The organism is Bacillus sp. FSL K6-6540, from assembly GCF_038007545.1.
In genome coordinates this window covers 6,423,103-6,446,928 of sequence record NZ_JBBOXH010000001.1, presented here as the reverse complement: position 1 = coordinate 6,446,928, position 23,826 = coordinate 6,423,103, and the positions used below count along the sequence as shown (strand labels likewise).

Genomic DNA, 23,826 nt, shown 5'->3' with positions numbered 1-23,826 from the left:
ATTGTGCAACGAAAATTAAACCCTCTCCTGCTGCTGCTTAGCCTGGTCGGTGGGGGACTCGGATTTGCGATTGGGGAGTTTTTGCTTCGCCAGTGGGGGACAGGGCTTCCTGTCATCGTGGTTACGGGGATTTATTTCGGGATTCTGGCCTTATGCATCGGCTTGGCCTGTTTAATCGCAGAACTGATCTCCCCCCGTTTGAGCGGAAGCTCATGGAGACAGCGGTACACGGGCACATCATGGAAGCTGCTGATTCCATCCACGTTGGTGGCCCTGTTCCTCCTTGGCATGCTGTTTGAATGGGCGTACCAGTTGAACCCGGGCAGCGCCAAGCCCGTGAAGGATATCGTGCTGGTCATTGACAATTCGGGCAGCATGAATGAGACGGACCCGAATCAGGACCGGTACACGGCAGCCAAAAATCTGATCAACCGCATGGATCGGGATAACCGCGTATCCGTGATGGTGTTTGATCATGCAACAACGTTACTGCAGCCGTTCACGCGCGTGAAGAACCAAGAAACCAAGGATGAGATCATCGCGGAAATCGACGGTTTGGCAACGAACGATGGCGGTACGGACATCAGTCTTGCGTTGGAGGATACCATGTCGCATATTCAGGAAAGCCGGGATGCCGGCCGAAGCGCCATGGTCATCATGCTGTCGGACGGATTTAGCGAAACCGACCATGATCGTGTGCTTGCGGAGTACAAACAGCAGCAAATCGCGGTAAATACGATTGGCCTCAGCCTTGTCAACCCGGACGGTGCACAGCTTCTTCAGACGATTGCGGCGGAAACGGGCGGACAATATTACGACGTTCAGCATGCGGAGGATTTGTCTTTCGTTTTCCAGAAAATCTATGACGACGTTGGAGACCGTTCGCTGTTGACGAAACGTACGGGCGCTATGGAAGACAGCGTGTATCATCAGATCGGAAGAATCGCTGCGATGCTGCTCATCGGCGCTGCCATGGGCCTGGCCCTCGGCACGGTGTTTGACAATCGCCATCTTGCGCTGAGCTTCAGCATCGGCGGCGCGGTATCGGGCGTACTGGCAGGCGTGGTTCTGGAATACGGCCTCTCCGGCGCGGAAATCGGGGATGCCTCCGTTCGTCTGATTGCCTGCCTTTTGCTCGCGGGGATCATCGCTTTGTTCACGTTGGTGATTCCGGTTAAGGAGAGCAGCAAGATCATCCGCAACGTGCAGCGGCCGGGCCGAACGGGAAAAGGGCAGCGGCCGAATGATTCAACCAGCCGAGGATTTTAAAGCAGGGGGCGTTCGAGATGCGGTTTAAACATGCGGAGCCCGGAGAATGGGTCATTCAGGGATTAAGCTATCAACTAGACGATGGTTACTGCACGCTCCGCTGGAGCTGGCCGCCGGGTCTTCAAGCGGTATACATCCACCGTGCGATGGACGACGGATTCGGCCAGCCTGCAGGCGATTCGCAGCCAGGCGGGATGCGTTTATACACCCGTGACGAGTATAAGGCGAACAACGGGTATCGCGACCGTCTTGAAGGGATCGGTCAGATCACGTACACGGTCTACGCCTTGTCTTCCGAAGACGGAGAGATGGCGTTAATCAGGCAGGAGGATGAATCGAACCGCATTCGGTTCAGTACCGGCAAAGCGAAACTGGTCTACTCCATTCGCGAAAAAAGCCGCTGGCTGCAGCCCTATAAGACGATCGAAATCCAGGTGACGGCAGAGGTGCCGGTACCGAAGGAAGCTTTATGTTACGTGAAGAAGCAGGGCGCTTATCCGGTCAACAAGGAAGACGGCATCTTGTACCCGTTCGTGACGGATTTTGCTGCCGGCCGCAACGAACTGCCTGCGATCGAGGTGGGCAAAAACGATTACGTTCGCCTGTTTTTTACGGACGGCAAGAAATACGGACAACGATATGAGCTGGTGTACAGATAAATAGAGACAAAAAGAACACACGGTAAACCACGATGAGCGCATTCGTGTGTATTTTTTCATAGGGTTCAGAGGGAGGTACGAAAGATGGGCATTTTTGATATATTCAAGAAAAAACCGGAGCCGGAGCCAAGGCCGCTGTTCTATGATATTGTCTGCCCTTACTGTTTCAGTAAGTTCGCTCCGAAGGAGGTTGTCTTCCGGGCTGCCCACGACCGCGAGGATGACGAGGATTATGCGCTTGGGGAAGATGAGGAGCTGAATCGATACCGTGAACGCTTCGGGCTGGATTCGGTGTATGATATCGAAGCGATCATCCGTCCGAGCGACATCCCGGAGGAGCAGCACATTTATTCGGAGCACGTCCTGGTTGGATTGAATGACCGTTACGGCATCGTCACGCGCAGACGGCTGTGCCCGAAATGCCACAATGAGCTGCCGGTTACCGCTGGGAAGGTGCCAAGCAACATTATCTCGATTATCGGTGCTTCGCAAGTGGGCAAATCGGTTTATATGACTTCGCTGATTCATACGCTGCAGCATACGACGGCAGATCATTTCGATGCGGCCTGCATGCCGCTGAATGCCGAGATCAGCCGCAAGTTCCGCACCGGCTATGAGGAGCCGTTGTTTGAACGCGGGGATTTGCTGGCGTCTACGCAGAAGGAGAAAATGCAGGAGCCTTTTATTTTCCAATTCGTGTTCAAGGATGAGTCGAAGCCGCCGTTGACGCTCGTATTTTTTGACGTGGCTGGCGAGGGCATGGTGGATGAGGATTATTTGGGGCTGCACGGACAGCATATCAAGAATTCCGCGGGCATTCTGTTTATGGTGGATCCGCTCCAAATCCGCTCCATTCGGGAAAAAATCCGTTTGAAATTCGGCGATCAGCCTGGGGAGTGGGTATCCCAGTATGATGAGCCGCGGGATGTCGTGCTGACCATGTTCGGCGATTTCATCGCTTATGAGGACAAAGGCAAGACGGATATTCCAACCGCCGTCGTCTTGACCAAGAGCGACATGCTTCACGCGCTTAAGGATGAGGATGGCGAATATGTGAAGCTGAACAGCAATATTTTTAACAATGTGGTGCACCGCAAGTTTTTGAATTTGACCGAGTTTGAAAATATTGACGGCGAAATCCGCCGTTTTATCGAAAAGGTCGACCGTCCGTTCAAAGGGACGATGGATGTGTACTTTTCGAATACCGCCTATTTTGCCGTGTCGGCGCTGGGCAGCAACCCTGTCGATCAGAAGCTGCAGAGCGTTGTCAGCCCGATTCGGGTGGATGAACCGTTCATCTGGCTTCTGTACAAGCTGAAGTACATTCAGGGGAGGGAAGACTAGTGCCGGAATTCCCAATCCGAAACATACAGCAGCAGATGTACACGCGTGAGCGGCGAGGTATATTCCGCTCGGCCGAAGGTTTTGACACGGTGGCCCGTTCGTCCGGATTGGAGGCTTCCTTTATCAAAAAGGTGCTGCATCCCTTTTGCCAATACGAAGCACCTGCCGAGCTGACGGCGCGCAGTGAACGGGACGCTGCGTCTTATCCGGCTGCCCTTCATCTGTTCCATACCGAATCAGGGGAAACGGTGCTGGGCCGAAGCGTGTTTCAGCCTGCGGATTTCACGGGGCTGCGCAGCGCCTTTTTTACGCATCATTACGTCATTCCGGAAGGCTTCCATCGAGATGATCATAACGCTTACCGGACATGGCTTCAGGCCGCTTTTGCCGATCATTACGATATCGAAGAGGGCGTCGATCTGCCGCAGCTTCCTGCGATTCCGGTCCAGGCCGATTCCCCTACCGCTGTCTCGTCCGAGAGGACGCCAGCCTTGCTGCAGGAGCTTGGAATCAACGAGAAAGTATTCAAGCAGCTGATCTATGCCTGCATATCCGCGGCTGCCGGGAAGAAAAAGGTATACATCGTTCTGGATGTCCCGGTGGAACAGTTGTCCGCGAAGGCGGAGCAGCTGCTCTTTGTGCTGTTTGGCCGATTGCCCTATGCGCTGCGCCGGGTGCTTGGATTCGTAACTTATGCCAAGGAGCCGCAGAGCAAGAAGGGGCTTCATCTCATGTTCGTGGAGAAGGGCAGCCTGCGCCTGAATGACCGGAGCATCGAGAAGGATTACTTGTTTGAACTCGCTGCCGGCCGGGTCATCAATGCCGATCTGAAATGGTCCGAGCAGCCTTATCTTGATTTTGCTTGGGATACGCTGCTGGACCCGGATCGGTCCGAACGTTTTTTTGCCTTCGCCGAGCAAATGCTTGCGGACATGGAGCCGATACATCAGATCTCGCTGGACAGCTATGATGATTTATGTATGCTGTTCCAGATCGAAGAAGGCCATGAAGGCCTGTACCATGAGCATAAACATGCCGTGCTGCGTGCTTCGCTGCTCTATCTGCAGCCGGCAGGCGCACTGGATGCGAAGCAACGTCTGGATCAGCTGTTTCTTGCCCTGTTTGCCAAGGAGTTCGAGCTCGTCAAAGGCGGGCATGTTCCGGATGCCGCGATCGCGAGATTCCTGAAGGATTATCATGGCATCAATCCCCGGCAGCATAACGATTGGATCGTGGAATATTTTATCCGCTCCTTAAATAATGCCTTATCGAAGCAGCGTCAGGATACGACTATGGCGATTTACGAGCTGTTGGAGAGCAGCCCGTCTTTAAGCCGAGCCTTTTATGCGAGGGTGCTGACCAGTCCGGGGCTGCCGGCGCTGATGTTCGATCCCTACATGAAAACGCGCATGAAGCAAGCGGCAACGCCTGCAGACCTCGTGGATTTGATCGGCTTGTGGGTTCGGAATCACCCTCTCCTGCTGGAGCAGGAGAATTATGTACGGCTTGCGGAAGCCCAGCTTATCGATAAGCTTCAGCAGGATTCCGACCCTGTGAGAACGGTCAATGCCGTACTGGATCAATTGGATGCGCTGGAACGCGATCCGCAAAAGGGAATCGGCCGTTATCAAGGCGGGCGTGCCTTTGCGGACCGGATGATCTATGCAGCCAATCTCTTTCTCTTGCGTGAGCTGGAGCCTGAGCAATTAAGCCAGAAGCAGCTGATGGATATCGGGTTCCTGCAAATGCCGAAGGAGTTCAAAGGCTGGGTAGAGCGGTTTGATTCCCGGATTCGGTCCAAAGCCGCGGTCATGCTGGCCCTTCACCAGTGGTCCGGCCATGAAGAGGTTAGAGCGGAAGTGCTGGCGGAACTCTCGGCAGAGGAACGGGAGCGCACCCAGCATATCATGCGGAAGTGGCTGCAGCATCATGTGGAGCCGTCCAATTTCGAGAGCATAACCTTGGCTTTCTGCACGGATATCAATTCCAGTGCGGTAGACTATCGGAGCTTGCTGGATTACTTGCACAGATACGGCAAGAGCCCGGACGTGGTATACCAATATATTCAGTGGTCTGCCGAGCAGCCGGTATTCGTTAGACCGCGCGGACTTGTTCCCGCTTATGCCGCCGCCATCATCGATTATTTCAAAATCCACGACCGCGAAGCCTTTAAAAATAAGGATTACGTAAAAACTTATTTCAGTTCGCCTGCACCCATCCTCAAACCGGTGTATGCGCAGGTTAAGGCCGAGTTGGCTTCGCCGTTGGTGCAATGGTTTCGCCGGCATTCGCGGTTCGTAAAAATCACTTCTTCCTTGCTTGTGGTAATCGTTGTTGCTGGCGCTGCCTTCATGATGATCCAAAACGGCAAAGGTCCCGCGGACGGCGATGCCAATCCGAATCCGGCCGTTACGCCGCCGGTTACGGTACCGCCGGCTTCTTCCGAGACCATAGATGAGCAGCCTTTATTAACGGCGACGGTGGTGGAGGAAGGTGAGCAGGCGGGAAGCACCGAGCTGAATTTCCATTTTAAACAGCCGGCGGCTTGCCGGGATTTCAGTGTGGACAAATTACAGATTATAGGCAAGGATGGAAGCACGCTGCTTGAAGCGGCCAGTCCTGAATTATCGCGGGTGTGCGCGGATGAAGCCACAGGGGAAGCCGATGCTGCTGATCCGTCAGGATCCGAGACGGATTCATCCGGGAACCAAGCGGATCCGAATAGCGGGACAACAGAAGGGGAAAACACGTCTGATCCTGTTGAAGGTGAGGATGTGGAGACCTCGGATGACCTTGGCACCGTTCCGGCAAACCCGGCTGGTACGAGTCAGGTCACCGTGAAGCTGGATCAGGCGCTTGACGTATCCCTAGTCGAGAAGGTCGTAGTGGATGGCGTCTCGTATGAGCTGTCCTCCGAAAGCGCGCTTTCGGAGGAGCAAGAGCAGACTCCCGAGAATGAGACGGATGAAGGAGTTTGAACATAGAACGAGCAGACGAATGATTGTCTGCTCGTTTTTTTTCGCGCCACTATGTATGCACGACCACTTATTCATGCTGGCGACAGATTTGTTCTTCTCTTTCGAGGTTTTGTAAGGTTGCGTAGGTGTTGCCCCATTCACACATGGTATGTAGTACAGGCACGAAGGATTGGCCCAGCTCAGTTAAACTGTATTCTACCTTAGGCGGTACTTCTTTAAATACTTCTCTTCGGACAAGCTCATCTTTTTCCAGCTGCTTTAATTGCTCGGTTAAGACTTTCTGCGTAATGGTCGGCATGAGCAGGTAGAACTCCTTAGTTCTCCTTGGCTTTTGACTCAGAAAGAAGAGAATTAAGCATTTCCACTTTCCTCCTACCGTGTTCATAAAAATATTGATTCCCGTGTTGAGGCTGTTCATTATGTATTCCTCCTGAATAGGCACATAAAGGTGGCTAACCCACTTTATTGTGCGTTATTTTCTGCCACTGTACGGTCCATTATAATCGGAATGTGAAGCAAATAAAACATATGGAGTGAGCACAATGAGTGTGAGAGATATATTAGAGCAAAGACGTTCTGTCAGGCATTATGACCCCCATTATAAAATGGAATCGGAAACGTTGGCGGCTTTGATTGAAGGAGCCAGTAAATCGCCCAACGGAAACAATATTCAAGCCACACGGTACCTGGTTATCGACGAACCGAATTTAAAAAACGTGTTACTCCCCATTGCCTTTCATCAGCAGCAGGTAATAGAAGCGTCGGCTCTAATCGTTGTACTGGGCGATTATCAAGCATTTGAAAAAGAGAATATTATACATATCCATGAAGAAGGATTTCAAAAGGGTTATTTTGACGCATCATTAAAAGATTATTTAGCCAGCGCGGCTATTCAATATTATCTAAATAAATCCAAAGAAGATTTAAAGCTCGAATTAGTAAGAGACGCAAGCCTGGCGTCTATGTCGTTAGTCTTACTGGCGAACGAGGCGGGTCTCCATACGATTACCATGTCCGGGTATGATTCCGAACAATTAAAGTCAACCTTACAGATTTCTGACAGGTATGAAGATGTGATGCTTATAGCCATTGGGAAAGGAATTAAACAAGGTCATAAAACCGTTAGACACGATGTGGGCAAAATCATGTATACAAACAAAATATAATTCAGGGCATGAAATATTGGCTTGCTTGTTGTTTGTTCATGCAGCGGGTGGAACAAAATAGGATAAACATCCGTCTAATAGTTACGCCGTCTCCGACGTATTTCTATTAGGAGGGAATAGAAGGATGAGAAAAGGCCTGGTTGCTGCAGCACTTTTAGCGGTATGGATCGTGTCAGGTTGTTTCGAGAAGGAACAGGCAGTTCCGATCATAGATGAGGCCATGGATGTGATCAGCCAACATGGTGTGAACGTGAAAAATCGGGGGAAACTGGATGCCTTTATCGATCAGCCGGAGGGAACGCAGCGAGTTGTACATTATACGATTGAGGGCGATCCTGTATTTCATGAATTGAATCATATCGGAGATCGAATTGAGCTGCGTTATGACAATAGGTGGGACAGGGAAGGGAATCAACAAGTTACTACCCGTATGTGCAGCGAACTGAAGCGAGTCGAGACGGATACTTATCTGAGTTATACGCTGACTGGTTGTGACGGTGAACGTTCTGAGGTGGATATCCTGCGAATGGAGTATGAGCTTAGGCCGAAGGTAACGTTCGACATGGAATTGAGGTTCGGCGTTAATCAGAGGAACGAAATCAATACAAAGGAACGAACCGTCGTGAAGGATCTTCAGAATGGAGAGACTGCGACGATCCGCAATTTCGAATTCACCGATAAGGACCGTCAGAGCATCTATAAGGCGTTGGTGCTTGCCGATTATCAAGAGGACAAATCCTTAATAACTGCATGCAATAAAAAGCCGCATGAGAGCTTTGACCTGACGGTCAAGATAGCGAATGGAAGTTACCACTTTGCATGGAGCGAATGCGATAAGAGCGAAGACGGTAAACGGATGACCATGCTGGTTGATGATATCATCGGCATGGTGGAGGAGCGGGAGGAGTATAAGCAATTGCCTGCTGTGCAAGGATATTACGAATGAGGACCCAACGATGTTACCTCGGCTGCTTGTTCAACCATCATAAGCAGCCGATCACAATGACCGGCTGCCGTTTTCTTTTAGATTGAGTTTTTCGGTTTGCATAAACCTACGGTTTGAGTCTGATGTTATTTTGAAGAAAGAATGGTGAATCGACTACGGAACATGGTTATCTCCAAAATGTAATCTTGTCAGGCTCTAATCGAACGGACTCATGCCCATCTTCTTTGGCTTTTCCTAATGAAATAATCATGACTGGAGCATAGCGTTCTTCATCTACATCGAATGCTTTTGCTAACTGATCAGCTTCAAAGCCTGCCATTGGATTCGTGTCATACCCATGCGCACGAGCTACTAACATGAACTGCATGGCAAAGAGGCTGCTATCGATTTTTGCAATTTCAACTTTCATTTCTCTTGATAGAGTCGGAAACAGGGATAGAATGGTTTCGAGTTGACGATCTCGTACTTCTGCCGGCATTTTTCCTTGTTCCACAGCCGTATTGTAAATTTCTTCAGCATATAAATAGCTTTGGGTATCGCCAAAAATCAATAACATGGCTGATGAAGTATCATTCTGTAACGTATTGAACCTCACAAGAGGTCTTAGCTTTTCTTTTCCTCCCGGAGTGTCGACCACGATTACTCGCCAAGGCTGCATATTTGCAGAGGACGGAGCCAAACTGGCTTCCGAAATCATGTCGCTCATCTCTTCTTTCGATATTTTAAAGTTCTCATCATAATTACGGACAGAACGTCGGCCCATAACGATATTGGCGAAATCGTTGTTTTGAATATGGTTAAACATAGAACCTCTCCTTTTGATAACATCGATTTTTTTTGACATTGTGGATGTCGTTCGTTATCATATTTCGTATTATGAACTATGAACCTAGGTTTATAGCAAGAAATAAAAGAGGTCCTATTATGAAAATAAACGAGGTTTCAAAATTAACGGGTCTGCCCATATCAACGTTGAGATTCTATGAACGTAAGAACCTGATTCCGGACACATTTGTTAAACGAGATGCAAATAATTATCGAATTTATTCCGAAGAGATTGTGGAGTTTCTAGATGATGTGAAGGTACTTTTATCGGTAGATTTTTCTATAGAAGAATTAAGTTTGTTAGTCAATCAACAACTTAACCTGTCATACGAGGCAAAGACGAAAATGGTAGAACAAAAAATCAAAGAAATTGAAGAGATCCAGAAGCGATTGAAAAAGTCGAAGACATTCTTGAATGCCGTCTTGGAAGGAAAGGCGAATTTTCAAACCAAGTGTTAAAGTAAAAGTATGTGAACGATACGATAAGGGCTGCGGTCATCTTAGGGATGCTCGCAGCCCTTTCATGTACACGTGGAATCACTCATGGATGTGTCCAATCATGAACTAACAGTCTTCGTAACACCATACATTGATCTGGTTGCCATATGGATCGTAGGTGTGGAACATGACAAGAAACTTCGGATTTCCGGCAAAATCGGTAACCTTCCATCCTTGTTCCCGCAAACGTTTATGAGTCTCAAAAAAGTCCGCCTTCTTCCGTATTACCCAATAAGGCCTTGCAGCTACAGTAAGTGCGCCCTTCGTTCGGTCTGTCCGAACGGTTTCCAGATAGAGCGGTGCGCCCTCGGCGGTGATAATTACGGTCGCGGAGGTTCCATCCTCACTGACCCGTTCGACTCTGCCGCCCAGATTAGCCTCGTACCACGCAATGGCTTCATCCAGCCGGTCAACGCCAAAGCGGGGGATCGCTTGGAACGGAAAGCGTGCGTCCGGTGCTTTAGCAACCAACGCCTCCGTACCTGGTTCCGGTTCGATTGCCGTTAAGCGATTTCCGGCCGGATCGAAGAAATCGAAGGTACGGTCAAAGGGGGCTTGGGTCACATCGGTCACTTGAATATCCTGTTCGCGAAAATAGGCGTGTGCAGCTTCAAGATTCGTTGCGGTGAAGCAGAAGCGAACATTTCCGTTTTGTCCCCAATCGACTGCAAAATGCGGGTGGTCATGCTCCACCGACTTGATATGTATGCATCCCAGTGCCGGGAAAGTAAGGGTGGCCATTTTTTCGACCGGGTAATCCTCTTCGTATGTCACTTTCAGATCCAAATGCGTGCTATACCATTCGATGAGTTCCTTGAACCGATCCCATGGGGCAATGATAAAACCTCCATCGAAATCATCCAGCCGTAATCCAACCATTCGCTTGATCCTCCTATAAGAAAGTTTTGGAAAATGGAACAATCCCAGTATAAACCTTCAAGTAACTTGAAGGTCAAGAGAAGCGAGTTTGCATGACAGGAATCATGATTTCGAATATTGGAGAATCGGGATAATGCCGCTCCAGCCGCTTGCCCGCAGGTTCGAAACCGAACTTCTGAAGGAAGCGGATCGTTCGCATGCATGCGAAGGTGTCCTCCCATGAGCTGTCCACCGATACGAACAAGGTAGGGGGGATGGACTCCAAATAGGCTTCGGAGGGTGTCTTCGGAGGCGTTGGCTTCCGAGAGGATTCCGTACAAATTTGATATCCGACTTCAATTAGCACCGCGTGCGGGAGGGAGTCCATCACCTTGATCAAGCTGGAGCCTTGCGTGCGAATGTTGAGGTCATGGAGTCTGGCTGCCGCTTGTTTCATTTCCCGCGAATAAGAGTTTACTGGTTTGTCTACCCAAAACGGCTGCCATATCACGGTTAGGGGTTGTTCCCAATTGATGAGATGCAGACTGCCGCGACCCGGTTCCATCCCGTTTAAATATTGACTCGCAATTTGGACCGAGAGTAGACGTGCCTCAGCTTCCCGCCGCCAGCGGGCAAGCAGCTCGGAACGCGTACTTTCCTCGGCTTCAAGGAAACACCGGATATCCCCAAGGCTGATGCCTGATTGACGGAGGCTGTTTACAAGCTTGGCTTCGTGAATTTGGTGAAATCCATAATATCGGTAACCGTTCTCCAGCCGTTCAGCCGGAACCAGAATCCCCTTGGATTCATAGAAACGAAGCGCACTGGGGACCATGCCGGTGCGTTCTGCGAATTGAGCGATGCTCATCATGGGCGTTCACCTGTTATTTTTTGAGAATAAAATTGCCTACATATCATACCATAAAGATTGCTAGAATCGTGGCGTGGATCCTGAAGAATACGTAGGATATAAGATAGGGAGGTGCGAAACAATGTCATATCAAAAAGCATTTGAGGCCTACATAGCGGCTACGAATACGCATGATTTTGATCAGGTAGCCCGGCTGCTGGATGAGGGAGCGGTGTATTGGTTCTCGGACCGGAGCTGCTGTTGCCTGGAGGAAATCAGGGCCTATTTCGAGCACGCTTGGGACGTCATTCGAGATGAGGTGTACCGGGCGGAGGACGTGGTGTGGATTGCGACTGATGTACATTCGGCTGTTTGTATTTATACTTATCGCTACGAGGGGTATTTTCAGGGGGAATTCACGACTGGGAGCGGGAGAGCAACGAATGTATTCGTTCGACATGCCGACGGCGCATGGAAATTAAAGCATGAGCATCTAAGTTCAATGGGATGAATCGGCCGTCATCTTTTATATAGGAAACAGAAGAAGAGCCTTTGGAGGGCTCTTTTTTGTAGATTGAATTTATTAACAGAATATAAAATTACAAGAATTTATCCCATGTCTATGGAAATGTATCCCTTCTCAATCGATGGCGCAGGTTCCATGATACAACTATATGAATATGGATTGAACAACATGGATTTCATTGAAAGGGGGCCGTAGTAGAGCGATCGAGCAAGTGAGTGTAGGTATGGAGCGACAAGGGGGAGGGATGAATTTTACATAGTTAGTTCACCTGGATTGGTAACCGCTTTCAAAAACGAGTGGATTTCGAGCGATATGCGAAGCTGGGCAAGTCATCAAGGATACCACCCGGGTGACACCAAGAGGAACAGACATTCATGGAAATGCTGTATCATTTGCAATCGAAATTTAATCGACAGAGGTGAAAACGGTGATACCCTTTATCACGACAAGACGCCCGAAATGGGTACTGTGTTTTTTGGCCCTTATTCTGATGTTTACCCCACTGCTTCATGCGCCTGCATCCTATGCAGCAGAAGGCGCATCTCCTTCAGAAATTACTGCAACGAGCTCCGGCATCGATCCGGTGACGGTAACAAGCTCGACCTATGGCTCCTAGGATCCGCTGGCACCGCAGAATCTTCGTATTGTGCAAGACTCCATCACGGCCACCGAAGCAACGATACTATGGGATTACGACAAAAATAATCCGCAGCATACGTTTGATATTGATGTCTGGAACGCCGTGGATGATGCATGGTATACATGGGGGAACGGCGGAAGCCGGACCCTGGATGATTTGAAACCCAACACAACCTATAAATTATACATTACATGGTATGAGAGACCGTCTCAAGGTCCGGACCAACGGCATAAGAGTAATGTAATCGAGTTTACTACGCTGGATGGCGAGGTTAAGCCTCCAAAAACGTCCGCTCCCCAGAATCTGCGATTAGTGGAGGTAACGCATAACCAGGCTACCTTTGAATGGGATTTCCTCAAGGGAGACAAGAACGATATCGATGTCTGGAATGCAGATACGGATGCTTATATCACGTGGGGAAATTTAACCACGCATGCCGTTACAGGGCTTAAGCCCGAGACAACCTACCGCATATATATTACCTGGTATGACCACAGGCCCTCAAAGGATATGAAGAGCAATATTCTTGAATTCACGACCACCGCGGATCAAACCGTATATGAACAAGCTCCGATTTCACCTCCGAGTTACCTGAAAGTAACGGACGTTTCCGAGAAATCGGTGACATTAAATTGGGGAGCAAGCTCAGGAGCTACCGGATACGAGCTGTATGTGGACGGCAATAAAGTCGATACTTTGGAAACGGTGACGTCGGTCACGTACTCCCTGGACCCAACAGCCAATCGCGATTATATCTTTGAAGTTACTGCTCAAAAAGCATTGCAGGGACAGAACCCGGAAACTTCGGTGAAGAGTAACGCTGTACATTTAAAATGGGGAGAGCTCGCTGCACCAAAGGGGCTGCAGGCTGTTACAGCTACAAGGTCTACTGTCTCCTTGGGATGGGCTCCGGTTCCGGGAGCAACGGGCTATCATATTTATCAGGACGGAAATAAGGTGGCGACAAGCAGCGAGAACCGGTTTGTGGCTGCCGGATTGCAGGAAGGTAAGACGTATTCGTTCCAGATCATCGCTGTAAATCGTTTATGGACATCGCCGATCAGTCAAGCGATTACTGTTATACCAGGCAGCAATTATAATAATATTACCTACTACACCTCTTGGTCAGCACTACCAGCCGAACGGAATTTCTATCCGTCCGATCTTGACGTTTCTCAAATCACGCATATCAATTATGCGTTTGCTGATTTGTGTTGGAAGAAGTTCGGAAGCACGGTAAGAGCATGTGAAGACCCGAAGGTTCCGCTGCAAAATCGATACGTGTATGATGGCGAGATGATACTTGGCGATCCCGAAAAGGATTTCGAAAATTTCCAAGCTTTCGAATCCGTCAAAGCTGCTAATCCGCATTTGAAGCTTATGATATCGGTTGGCGGCTGGTCCTGGTCCAATCATTTCTCCAACATGGCCAAGACCGAAGAAACACGCCGGGCCTTTGCGAATTCCGCGGTGGATTTCCTCCGAGAATACAAATTCGATGGTTTGGATATCGATTGGGAGTATCCTGTTGAAGGCGGAGAAGACGACAACTCCCGGGGACCGGAGGATACGGAAAACTTCACATTGTTAATGAAGACCGTTCGTGAGGCCCTGGATGCTGCCGGATCAGAAGACGGGAAGTACTATCTGCTGACGATTGCTTCCGGGCAGGGTGATAATTTCGTTAAAAATGCCGATCTTGCGAATTCGGTGACCTATCTCGATTTCATCAATATCATGACTTACGATTACAGCGGCAGCTGGGAGACGCTGGGCCACCATAATGCACCGCTGTTCTTTGACCAAAAGCATCCAAGAGCCGCCTCCTCCGCTCCGAGAAATCATGTGCTCGGCGGTTTGTTGGGCCATCTGAACGGCGGGGTGCCAACGCACAAGCTGATCGCCGGGGTGCCATATTACGGTAAAGGCTGGGATGATTGCCCGCCTACCGGCCAATATCAGACTTGCAAAGGCGGATCCGCATTAAAGACATGGGAAGCGGGCATTTTCGATTTCAGCGATCTCGAGAATAACTACATCGACAAGAACGGTTATAAGAGATACTGGAACGAATCCGCCAAAGTTCCATACCTGTACAATGAGCAAAATAAAGTGTTCATCACTTACAACGATAAGAACACCATGAAGTATACGGCTTCCATCGTGAAATCGCTGGATATCGCAGGCGTCATGAGCTGGGATATCAGCGGCGACCGCAATAAGACGCTGACGACCCAACTCGTTCACGATCTGCCGATCAACGGCAAAGCCAATGCATCGGCAATCCCAGCCCCAGGGAATCTGTCCAAGGTAAGCGCCGATTCCGGCTCCATCCAGCTGAAATGGGATGCCGTGACGGGAGCAACGGGATATGAAGTGTACGTGAATCATGCGTTGTCCGGCTCGGTGGCAACGAACGGTTATACCGTGAAGGGCCTCAGCCCCCTAACGAATTACAAGATCCATGTGCTTGCCGTGGATCGAACGGGAGATGAGATCAACCGCGTCTCCAGCGCTTCGAATCAGCTGAGCATCACGACTTCGGGCAACGGCTCCGGTGGCTCTGAAGGCGGAGGAGGCTCCGGCGGATCCGGTTCTACAACGCCATCGACGCCACAGCCGCCTAAAGGCAAGGATCAACTCGAAGCAAACGTTGTGCTTGAAGGAGATAAGGCTCTAGTTACCGTGCCTGCGGCTGCGGCAGTTAACAGCATTAACCATTCGCAATCCTCCAACTTCCAGCTCCATGCGGGTGCGGGCGCGAAGCAGGCGGTGCTGGAAATTCCACAAGAAGTGATTGCGGCCATTGCGAAAAAAGGGGCCAAAGCCAGTCTGTCCGTTTTCCTAAACGGTACGGAATACCGGATTCCGGCTTCGCTCATCTCGGTTTCCGGGCCGGTGAGAGTCTCGATTGTGGCTCCAGACAATAAGGACGCAGCAAGCCTGGCCGCCTTGCTTCAAGGGAAAGAAACACTGGCGAGTCCGCTGCAGTTCAAGCTTGAGCAAGTACACGCGGATAAAACGGCAACCGAGCTGACACGCTTCGGGAAATCCCATGTCAGCGAGTTTGTTACCTTGGATGCGAAAAAAATAAATATAAAACGTGCGACCGGAGTGGTCTTTATACCGGGTACAAACGAGCTTCGATCCGTTCCGACATTGTTTAAAGTGAATACGGACGGCACGGTGACCGTTGAAATCAAGAAAACCGGCAGCGGCGTTTATGCGCTGGTACAGCAGGAATATCCGATTTAGTGATGCGATTCCTTCATGGGCACGGGAAGACGTGGCGCAAGCTGCCGCCAAAATGATTGTATCCGGAGAAAATAACGGTTCGTTCGGTGCAAATAAAAACATTACCCGTGCCGAGATCATCTCCATCCTGGTGAAAGCGCTGGGTCTATTGCCTGACGACAAGGATTCCAGCTTCAAGGATGTGGATCCGAAATCCCGATATGCCAGAGAAATCGCGGCTGCCAAAGCTGCAGGACTGGTGAAGGGACGCACAGGCGATATCTTTGATCCCAACAGCTTGATTATGCGCGAGGAATTGGCGGTTATTCTAAGCAATGTGTTGGAGTATGCCGGTAAGAAGAATGAAGCTGACCAAGGCCTGTTAAACAAATTTAAAGATCACTCCAAGGTTTCGTCCTATGCGAAGTCGTCCGTCGCCTTCGTCGTGGAACAGAAGATTATGCAGGGGGTATCCGCTACCAAGCTGGATCCGCAATCTCATGTGACCAAAGCTCAAACGGTAGTAACCGTTATGAGATTGCTGCGTGCAGCGGAGTTATCGAATTAATATGACCGTATAAGAGAGCGGAGGCCATTTTGACGGAGGTGTATTTCACGGAACTCGACGAATAATGGCTTGAACATAGCAAGCGAAAAGAAATGCCATGCCGCTGCCCATGCTAAGATGGATCTATCAAATGGATGGGGTGATTGTAGATGGCATTGAAAATCGATAATATTTTTGTGAATCTTCCGGTTAAGGATCTGGAGAAAACGAAAGACTTTTTCTCGAAAATCGGTTTTGAGTTTAATGAGCAGTTTACGGATAAGAATGCGGCCTGCCTGGTCATAGGCGATAACATCTTTGCCATGCTGCTCACCGAGGATTATTTCAAGACGTTCACCAAGAAAGATCTGTCGAATGCGGCCAACACAACGGAAGTGATTCTGGCGCTGTCGGCAGAAAGCCGGGAGCAGGTGGATGACATCGTGAACGCTGCGCTGGCTGCTGGGGGATCGCCTTCCAACGACCCGGTGGATCACGGTTTTATGTACGGATGGAGCTTCCAGGATCCGGACGGACATCTATGGGAAGTCATGTACATGGATCAGAGCCATGTCGAATAAAGCAGCGTTATCCTAAGCAGGATCGCAACCTGAACGACATATCCTAATAGAATGAAGCGGCAGATGACTCCAAGAGACAGGGGGAAACTGCCGCTTTACTTTTATTTGGAAATCCACTATATTTGTATGTGCAAACAATATGTGGCGTTTCAACATGATGAACTTCAGCGAAAGAGGTAACCGTTATGCTCAATACGTATATCAAGGAATGCCTTTACTTCACAGCCAATCGCCTTAGCCGGGTCATTACCAAGATGGCCGAAGACGAGTTTGCCGCAAGCGGATTGTCGCCTACGTATGCATATCTGCTTATGGCTGTATATGAGAAGGAAGGAATCTCGCAGAAGGAATTAGGCGAAATTCTTCACCTCCAGCCATCCACCGTAACCCGACTGATTGAGAAGCTGGCCGTGAAAGGGCTGGTATACAATCGGGTGGAAGGAAGGATGTCGCTGATCTATACGACCGATAAAGGAAAGGCTCTTGAGAAAGTAATACACGAGTGCTGGAACAATCTGCGTAGTCGATACGGAGATGTTTTAGGCAATGCCCAAGGGGATGAATTATCCCTGCGTCTATACGAGGTCAGCGATCGATTAGAGAATAAGGACTGAACGCAAAAAAGGCCCTTCAAGCCAAACTTGAAGGGCCTTTTCTAAGATTAATTGGCTTGGACTTCCGTCGTGACCTGCCATAACACGCCGAACTTGTCTTCCAGCACCCCGAACAGCGCTCCCCAGAATTGAGTCTTCAGCGCATCAATCACCTTGCCGCCCTCGGCCAAGCGGTCAAAAGCTTCATGGGCTTCGGCATCGCTCTCAAACGACAGGCTCAGATGAATTCCGTTCCCACGCTCCAGGGTTTGGAAGATCGAGTCCGACATAAAGATCGGGATTCCTCCGGCTACCAGACTCAGATGCATGACCTTGTCTTTCAATTCTTCCTTGGTTCCGGGAACCTCGCCATGGGTTTGCACGGATAAGATTTCCCCTCCCAGTGCTTGGGTATAAAATTCAGCCTGCGCTTTTGCATCCTCAGAGAAAATATACGGTGTCAGTTTAGCCACGTTCAACATCCTTCCCAGGTTTTAATATGATGGATTCGTTTTCCTTGGTTTTAGTATAAATGGTCTCTGGCCCTCACATTTCTTCTGGATTGCTAAATGATACGGCAGCGTCTCGGGGTTGTCCTATAGAATAGGCGACAACAGGCGGGAGATGGACTCCTTGAACTTGATCCACCGTGAACGCTCCAGATACTGCTTCATCGTAAGCTGGCTGGATACCCGCAGATCCTGGTGGAAGATGTGGGTCAACTGTTTCGATATATGCTCATCGTACAGGAATGCGTTCACTTCGAAATTTAGCTTGAAGCTTCGAACGTCGATATTCGCCGTGCCCACGGATGAAATCTTCTCATCGATGATGATCGTCTTGGCATGAATAAAGCCATTATTGTAGAGATACACATTAGCCCCGGTACCCAGCATTTCCCCGATATAAGATAAGGTAGCCCAATACACGAAGGGATGATCCGGTTTATCCGGAATCATCAGATGCACCTCTACGCCGGAAAGCGCCGCAATGCGCAGTGCATCCAGGAGGCTGGCGTCCGGGATAAAATAAGGCGTCTGAATATGAATCGATTTCTTGGCGGACGAAATCATTTTGATATAACCGTTCTTGATGTGTTCATATCGGGAATCCGGACCGCTGGTAACAATCTGAATCCCGACATTGCCGGGCGAATTGATCTTGGGAAACAGATTCGATTCGTAAGTGATATCGTTATGATGCGAAGCCTGATTCCAGTCCAGAATGAAGCGAACCTGCATCGCATAAACGGCCTCGCCTTGGATGCGCAGATGCGTATCCCGCCAATACCCGAACCTGGAGTTGAGGCCCAGGTACTCGTCCCCGACGTTGAAACCGCCGACATACCCGATATTGCCGTCGATGATCGCCAGCTTTCGGTGATTCCGGTAATTCAGCCGCAGGTTAATGAAGCGCAGCTTGGACGGGAAGAAGGCCTCGGCTTCTCCGCCGGCTTCGCGGAATGCCTTGAAGAAGCCTTTGGTTAGTTGACGCGATCCCAGCTCATCGTATAGAACACGGACCTTCACGCCTTCATTAGCCTTTTGGGTCAACAGGGAGATTAGCTTCTTGCCAAGCTCGTCGCGGCGGATAATGTAGTACTGAATATGTATATAGTCTTTGGCTTCCTCGATATCCTGAAACAACCGTTCAAACTTCCTGCGTCCATCCGTAAAAATTTCAACATGGTTGTCGTCCGTAAGGATCGCCTGGTTCTCATTGATATGCATATGGATCAAATCGCTGCTGTCCGCCGCCGCTTGATTGGTAAACGGGTATTCGCCGTTGTTCATCCCTTCCATTTGGGACAGCAATACTTTCTCGATGCCGGTTTTTTGCAGATCGTCCCAATGAAAGAGACGGATTCTTCTTAAATTCTGGGCGAACAGCAAGTACAGCACAAAGCCCAGAATCGGGATAAAGGACAGCACCAGCAGCCATGCCCAGGTGGAGCCGGCATCCCGCCGTTCCCTGAAAACCACGAACATGGAGAACACGATATTCAGAACGATGATCAGACCAAGAATGATGGATGTAACATGCATGTTTATGATATCCTCCTACACTATAGCCTTGCCCTAGCAATCCTTCATATTATACGTGAGGCGTTAGAAGAAGTATATATCGGCGGCATGGAGTGAAACCGAAAGGTCCTAAAACGTTGGCGGCTAGGATAAGGCCTCTTGTAACGAATATAGAAGGAGCCATTTGAATCCGTACTCGTTGTCATGATACGATGGTGAAAAAATAGGAGAAGGGGCATGCTTTTTGCTGAAAATGAACAAGTTTTTCAAATTGTGTCTTGCCGTGATCCTGGTGCTGACCATCATTTATTTGGGATCGCTGGTGGATTTTATATTCAGACCCGTACTTTCGTTCTTCTCCATCATCCTCGTGCCGTTGATGCTGTCGGGATTCTTCTATTACCTGCTCAGACCGCTGGTTGATCTCCTCGAAAAACGCAAGCTGAATCGCTCGCTGGCCATCCTGCTCCTGTATGTAGTGTTCGCGGGCATCCTTACCGGCTTTATCCTGGGGGTATGGCCATCGCTGCGCGATCAGATCGTGGCTCTCGTACAGAACGCTCCAGCCTTGTTTGCCAAGCTTGGCGAGCAGCTTCAGGAATTGGAGAATAACGGCTTTTTCCAGGATATTTTTCCGGAGAACGCCAACCCGCTTACGCAGCTCACCGATTATTTGAATCAAGGCTTCACGTTCCTGACGAATTATATTATGAATCTGTTCTCGTTCGTGTCGAATTTTGCCATCGTATTGTTTACGTTCCCGATTCTCCTGTATTACATGCTGAAGGAAGGCGGGAAATTCGGGAAGATGGTGGTCAGCTTTTTGCCTGACCGATTCAAGGGCGAGGGAGCCTCGGTGCTGGATGAAATCAACAATGCACTCAAAGGCTTTATCGTAGGCCGGGTTCTCGTCAATTTGGCGCTGGGGGTTTTGATGTATATCGGATTCCTGATTATCGGCCTGCCTTATGCGCTGTTGTTGACGGTCGTGGCGGTCATCGCGAATTTCATACCGTTTATCGGCGCCATTCTATCCGCGATCCCGATCGTGATTATCGGCTTTATTCAGTCCCCGGGAACCGCGATCTGGTCCCTTGTCGTCATTCTGGCGGCCCAGCAGATTCAGGATAACCTGATTGGTCCGTATATCTTCGGCAAACAGCTGGCGATCCATCCCATTACCATCATTATCCTGGTGCTGGTAGGACAGGATCTTGGCGGGATTATCGGAATTCTGCTGATCGTACCGATCTATATGATCATTAAAATTATCGTAACCAGAGTGTACCAGCTGTTCTTTAAGGAGAAATGGCAAAAGGCTTAAGCCGTGGGATAGGGAGGCGGCTTTTAGCCGCATATTAAAGCCGCCCAAGAGCGAGGAATCGTTCTTGGCGGCTTTTTATATATTTGGGGTGCACAGGATCTTGACAACGATAAGAAAATTATATAATCTTAAATTAAAGATATTAAATTTAAAGATTATTTAATTATTTATGGTTTATGGCTCATCCATCATGCAAAACGGATCATGAACGGAAATAAAGGGTTTCGACACGAAACGGTGAGGGAGAGATGGGATATGACATTACATACGGCAGGCATTCATCATATTACCGCTTATGCGCAGGATCCGCAGAAGAACGTTGATTTTTATACAGGCGTGCTAGGACTCAGAATGGTAAAGAAGACCGTGAATTACGATGCGCCCGAGGTATATCATCTGTATTTCGGGGATGAGGGAGGACAACCCGGAACGATCATCACTTTCTTCCCTTCCTCCGCTTCGCGAAGAGGGCTGCGTGGAGGAGGACAGGCAGGATATACGACCTTTGCCGTTCCTGTAGGGGCCCTGCCTTATTGGGAACAGCGGCTGCGGAGCTTTGGCGTTCCCGTCATGAAGGCTTTCCGGTTTAACGAACAATATCTTCAATTCTCCGATCGGGACGGGCTTTCGCTAGAGTTGGTGGAGCGGGAAGGCGGTCCGAATAACAGCTGGTCCGTGGACGATATAACTCCGGATACAGCCATTAAGGGATTCGGCGGCGCGGTTCTGTTCAGCAGCAAATGGGAGGAAACGAAGAAGGCGCTGGAGAACGTCATGGGACTGACCTACATTGGAGAGGACGTCAATTATGCCCGGTTTCAAGCTGCGGGCCCCTTCGGCAACGTGATTGATCTGCCGATGCGGGATATTCCTTTGGGAGCCGGAGGTGCCGGAACGACCCATCATATCGCATGGCGGGCTCAAGATGATGAGGAGCACGGCAAATGGCATGAATGGGTGAAGGAGCAGGGATTTCGCCCTACGGATATCAGGAACCGTAACTATTTCAAAGCGTTATATTTCAGGGAACGTGGGGGGATCCTGTTTGAGATCGCAACCGATCCGCCCGGATTTACGGTGGACGAAGACCTGTACTCGCTGGGGGAACAATTAAAGCTTCCTGCCTGGTTCGAACCGGAGCGTGCCCGAATCGAGCAGGGGTTGGAGCCTATACAAATCAAAAATACTGGAGAGGGGCAACTCAAGTGATATCCATTGACCCGAATACCCAAAGCGAACGGGACACATACAAGCTGCTGATTGGAAGCGTCGTTCCGCGTCCGGTCGCTTTCGTTACGACATTATCGGCGGATGGCGTGCTGAATGCGGCGCCGTTCAGTTACTTTTCCATTGTGTCGAGCAATCCCCCTTTGCTGTCGGTTTCCGTTCAGCGAAAGAACAGTGCACCTAAGGACACGGCGAGAAATGCCATGCAGAGCGGCGAGCTTGTCATCCACATCGTGGATGAAGATACCGTTGCAGCCGTGAACGAAACGGCGGCGAATCTGCCTCCGGACGAAAGTGAGCTTGACCGAACCCGTTTAACCCCGGTCGTTAGTGACGTTGTAAAGGTTCCCGGCGTTCTGGAATCCAAGATCCGCATGGAATGCGTGCTGGAGCAGGTCGTCACGTTGGATGGCGCGGATCAGCTGCCTGCCGCTGATCTATTGATTGCCCGCGTCGTCCGATTTCACGTGTCCGAGGAGCTCTACGAGCATGGCCGGATTGACGCATCGAAGTTGAAACCTGTGAGCCGCATGGCAGGAAATATCTATTCGACCCTGGGAGAGATGTTTACGATTGAGCGTCCGGTCTGACAGGGCTTGAGCTTGAATAGGGTTATTGCTTTGCGACTATTTTTAGCGAACATTCTTTTTCTTCGATAGGTTGCTGGTCATTCATTAGGAAACGGGGTATTGGAATATCATGGTCGGTATTTGCCTATTCTACATGAATGGATAGCCGGTTGATGAATTTACAACATAGGAGTGATCAACGCATGAAATTTGATTCCAAGGTTGTCATCGTGACGGGGGGCGCCAGCGGGATTGGCGAAGCGGCAGTCAGACTTTTTGCAAAAGAGGGAGCCAAGGTCGTTATCGCGGATTATTCCGACCAGGGCCAAGCGGTTTCCGACGAATTGAGAGGAGCCGGCTTTGAAGCGCTGTTCGTCAAAACGGATGTAACCCAAGAGCAGGAAGTCACGAATATGGTGAATCAGACGGTGCAGCATTTTGGCCGTGTCGATGTATTGTTTGCCAACGCAGGCATTGCCCATGATGCTCCTGCCGATCAGTTAACGATGGATAACTGGCAGAGAACGATTGATATTAATCTGACAGGGGTCTTCCTGTGCGATAAATATGTTATTCAGCAAATGCTGTCCCAAGGAACCGGAGGGGCAATCGTAAACTGCGGCTCGATCCATAGCCATGTCGGAAAAGCAGGGGTAACCGCCTATGCTTCGGCCAAGGGAGGCGTCAAGCTGTTAACCCAGTCGCTCAGCGCAGACTATGCCTCCAAAGGAATCCGAATCAATGCCGTGTGTCCGGGATATATCGATACGCCGCTGATCAAGGGAAGAACGGAAGCGATCACGCAGCACCTGGTCGGCCTTCATCCGATGGGCCGTTTGGGACAGCCGGAAGAAGTGGCCAAAGCCGTGTTGTTCCTCGCCAGTGAAGATGCCTCCTTCATTACGGGCACGAGCCTGCTGGTGGATGGCGGCTATACCGCGGTATGATGAGAAAAGCCCTGATGCTAAGCATCGGGGCTTTTTTTCAAGTCATTCCAGGCGTTGTTATCAGACTTATTATGGAGTGTTTCAAAAATTTTTTTTCGGTCCCGTATTTCATACGGGCAGACTTCCTGATCCGGGGCTCATTCATGGCATAAAACATATATGGCATGAACGATTTCCGCAAGACCCGTCAAATGCCTGCTATATAGCGGAAAATGGAGCAT

At 49.8% G+C, this 23,826-nt stretch carries 23 protein-coding genes; 17 read left to right on the top strand and 6 right to left on the bottom strand.

Features of this window, described 5'->3' with window-relative positions; translation table 11 throughout:
* Positions 1-3: 3 nt before the first annotated feature.
* The 4 genes from MHH82_RS29070 (at position 4) to MHH82_RS29055 (ending at position 6,250) form a co-directional block, all read left to right on the top strand.
* Entirely contained in the window at positions 4-1,269 is a 1,266-nt protein-coding gene (locus MHH82_RS29070) for a vWA domain-containing protein (RefSeq protein ID WP_340969058.1), read from the top strand.
* Positions 1,270-1,286: 17 nt separating this feature from the next.
* Entirely contained in the window at positions 1,287-1,928 is a 642-nt protein-coding gene (locus MHH82_RS29065) for a beta-mannanase (RefSeq protein WP_213580918.1), read from the top strand.
* 84 nt (positions 1,929-2,012) lie between these two features.
* Entirely contained in the window at positions 2,013-3,272 is a 1,260-nt protein-coding gene (locus MHH82_RS29060; RefSeq protein ID WP_009589557.1) for a hypothetical protein, read from the top strand.
* Positions 3,272-6,250 carry a GAP1-N2 domain-containing protein gene (locus MHH82_RS29055; RefSeq protein ID WP_340969054.1) on the top strand — a complete coding sequence of 993 codons (2,979 nt, stop codon included), beginning with the start codon at positions 3,272-3,274 and terminating at the stop codon, positions 6,248-6,250. Before MHH82_RS29060 ends, MHH82_RS29055 begins: the two co-directional genes overlap by 1 nt.
* A 67-nt stretch (positions 6,251-6,317) precedes the next feature.
* Here MHH82_RS29055 and MHH82_RS29050 read toward each other — a convergent pair whose 3' ends face one another.
* Positions 6,318-6,668 carry a winged helix-turn-helix transcriptional regulator gene (locus MHH82_RS29050; protein WP_015737594.1) on the bottom strand — a complete coding sequence of 117 codons (351 nt, stop codon included), beginning with the start codon at positions 6,666-6,668 and terminating at the stop codon, positions 6,318-6,320.
* Positions 6,669-6,792: 124 nt separating this feature from the next.
* On the opposite strand from MHH82_RS29050, the gene MHH82_RS29045 reads away from it, so the two are divergent.
* Together MHH82_RS29045 and MHH82_RS29040 are read left to right on the top strand one after the other, a co-directional pair.
* On the top strand, positions 6,793-7,416 hold the full coding sequence (locus tag MHH82_RS29045; RefSeq protein ID WP_015737593.1) for a nitroreductase family protein: 624 nt from the start codon (positions 6,793-6,795) through the stop codon (positions 7,414-7,416).
* A 124-nt stretch (positions 7,417-7,540) separates the two neighbouring features.
* The gene (locus MHH82_RS29040; RefSeq protein WP_251501950.1) at positions 7,541-8,362 is read left to right on the top strand and encodes a DUF4362 domain-containing protein; all 822 of its coding nucleotides are present in this window, start codon (positions 7,541-7,543) and stop codon (positions 8,360-8,362) included.
* Positions 8,363-8,528: 166 nt separating this feature from the next.
* Here MHH82_RS29040 and MHH82_RS29035 read toward each other — a convergent pair whose 3' ends face one another.
* Positions 8,529-9,167: a nitroreductase family protein gene (locus tag MHH82_RS29035; protein WP_251501946.1), complete on the bottom strand. Its 639-nt coding sequence runs from the start codon at positions 9,165-9,167 to the stop codon at positions 8,529-8,531.
* 119 nt (positions 9,168-9,286) lie between these two features.
* On the opposite strand from MHH82_RS29035, the gene MHH82_RS29030 reads away from it, so the two are divergent.
* Positions 9,287-9,646, top strand: a complete 360-nt coding sequence (locus MHH82_RS29030; RefSeq protein ID WP_015737590.1) for a MerR family transcriptional regulator — start codon at positions 9,287-9,289, stop codon at positions 9,644-9,646.
* 105 nt (positions 9,647-9,751) lie between these two features.
* Here MHH82_RS29030 and MHH82_RS29025 read toward each other — a convergent pair whose 3' ends face one another.
* The gene (locus tag MHH82_RS29025) at positions 9,752-10,564 is read right to left on the bottom strand and encodes a VOC family protein (protein ID WP_251501942.1); all 813 of its coding nucleotides are present in this window, start codon (positions 10,562-10,564) and stop codon (positions 9,752-9,754) included.
* Positions 10,565-10,637: 73 nt separating this feature from the next.
* Complete coding sequence (locus tag MHH82_RS29020) at positions 10,638-11,414, bottom strand: helix-turn-helix domain-containing protein (RefSeq protein WP_145041065.1); 777 nt, start codon at positions 11,412-11,414, stop codon at positions 10,638-10,640.
* A 121-nt stretch (positions 11,415-11,535) separates the two neighbouring features.
* Here MHH82_RS29020 and MHH82_RS29015 point away from each other — a divergent pair, with 121 nt between their 5' ends.
* The 6 genes from MHH82_RS29015 (at position 11,536) to MHH82_RS28990 (ending at position 17,535) form a co-directional block, all read left to right on the top strand.
* On the top strand, positions 11,536-11,904 hold the full coding sequence (locus MHH82_RS29015; RefSeq protein ID WP_145041064.1) for a YybH family protein: 369 nt from the start codon (positions 11,536-11,538) through the stop codon (positions 11,902-11,904).
* 442 nt (positions 11,905-12,346) lie between these two features.
* On the top strand, positions 12,347-12,535 hold the full coding sequence (locus MHH82_RS29010) for a hypothetical protein (RefSeq protein ID WP_340969048.1): 189 nt from the start codon (positions 12,347-12,349) through the stop codon (positions 12,533-12,535).
* Between the two features lie 30 nt (positions 12,536-12,565).
* Entirely contained in the window at positions 12,566-15,814 is a 3,249-nt protein-coding gene (locus MHH82_RS29005) for a glycosyl hydrolase family 18 protein (RefSeq protein WP_340969047.1), read from the top strand.
* Positions 15,753-16,361, top strand: coding sequence for an S-layer homology domain-containing protein (locus MHH82_RS29000; protein WP_340969045.1), 609 nt, complete (start codon positions 15,753-15,755; stop codon positions 16,359-16,361). Before MHH82_RS29005 ends, MHH82_RS29000 begins: the two co-directional genes overlap by 62 nt.
* 149 nt (positions 16,362-16,510) lie before the next feature.
* Complete coding sequence (locus tag MHH82_RS28995) at positions 16,511-16,921, top strand: VOC family protein (protein ID WP_015737586.1); 411 nt, start codon at positions 16,511-16,513, stop codon at positions 16,919-16,921.
* A gap of 185 nt (positions 16,922-17,106) precedes the next feature.
* Positions 17,107-17,535, top strand: coding sequence for a MarR family winged helix-turn-helix transcriptional regulator (locus MHH82_RS28990; protein ID WP_340969041.1), 429 nt, complete (start codon positions 17,107-17,109; stop codon positions 17,533-17,535).
* Positions 17,536-17,582: 47 nt separating this feature from the next.
* Here the strand turns inward: MHH82_RS28990 and MHH82_RS28985 are convergent, their stop codons facing one another.
* Together MHH82_RS28985 and cls are read right to left on the bottom strand one after the other, a co-directional pair.
* Positions 17,583-17,987, bottom strand: coding sequence for a VOC family protein (locus MHH82_RS28985; RefSeq protein ID WP_015737584.1), 405 nt, complete (start codon positions 17,985-17,987; stop codon positions 17,583-17,585).
* 123 nt (positions 17,988-18,110) lie between these two features.
* Complete coding sequence (gene cls, locus MHH82_RS28980) at positions 18,111-19,559, bottom strand: cardiolipin synthase (protein WP_340969039.1); 1,449 nt, start codon at positions 19,557-19,559, stop codon at positions 18,111-18,113.
* A gap of 223 nt (positions 19,560-19,782) precedes the next feature.
* On the opposite strand from cls, the gene MHH82_RS28975 reads away from it, so the two are divergent.
* The 4 genes from MHH82_RS28975 (at position 19,783) to MHH82_RS28960 (ending at position 23,605) form a co-directional block, all read left to right on the top strand.
* Positions 19,783-20,862 (top strand): AI-2E family transporter, encoded by a 1,080-nt coding sequence (locus MHH82_RS28975; protein ID WP_145041058.1) that lies wholly within the window; start codon positions 19,783-19,785, stop codon positions 20,860-20,862.
* A 255-nt stretch (positions 20,863-21,117) separates the two neighbouring features.
* Positions 21,118-22,071, top strand: coding sequence for a ring-cleaving dioxygenase (locus MHH82_RS28970; protein WP_340969038.1), 954 nt, complete (start codon positions 21,118-21,120; stop codon positions 22,069-22,071).
* Positions 22,068-22,679 carry a flavin reductase family protein gene (locus MHH82_RS28965; protein WP_340969037.1) on the top strand — a complete coding sequence of 204 codons (612 nt, stop codon included), beginning with the start codon at positions 22,068-22,070 and terminating at the stop codon, positions 22,677-22,679. The genes MHH82_RS28970 and MHH82_RS28965 overlap by 4 nt, the downstream gene beginning before the upstream one ends.
* A gap of 182 nt (positions 22,680-22,861) precedes the next feature.
* On the top strand, positions 22,862-23,605 hold the full coding sequence (locus MHH82_RS28960; RefSeq protein WP_340969035.1) for an SDR family NAD(P)-dependent oxidoreductase: 744 nt from the start codon (positions 22,862-22,864) through the stop codon (positions 23,603-23,605).
* Positions 23,606-23,826: the final 221 nt, after the last annotated feature.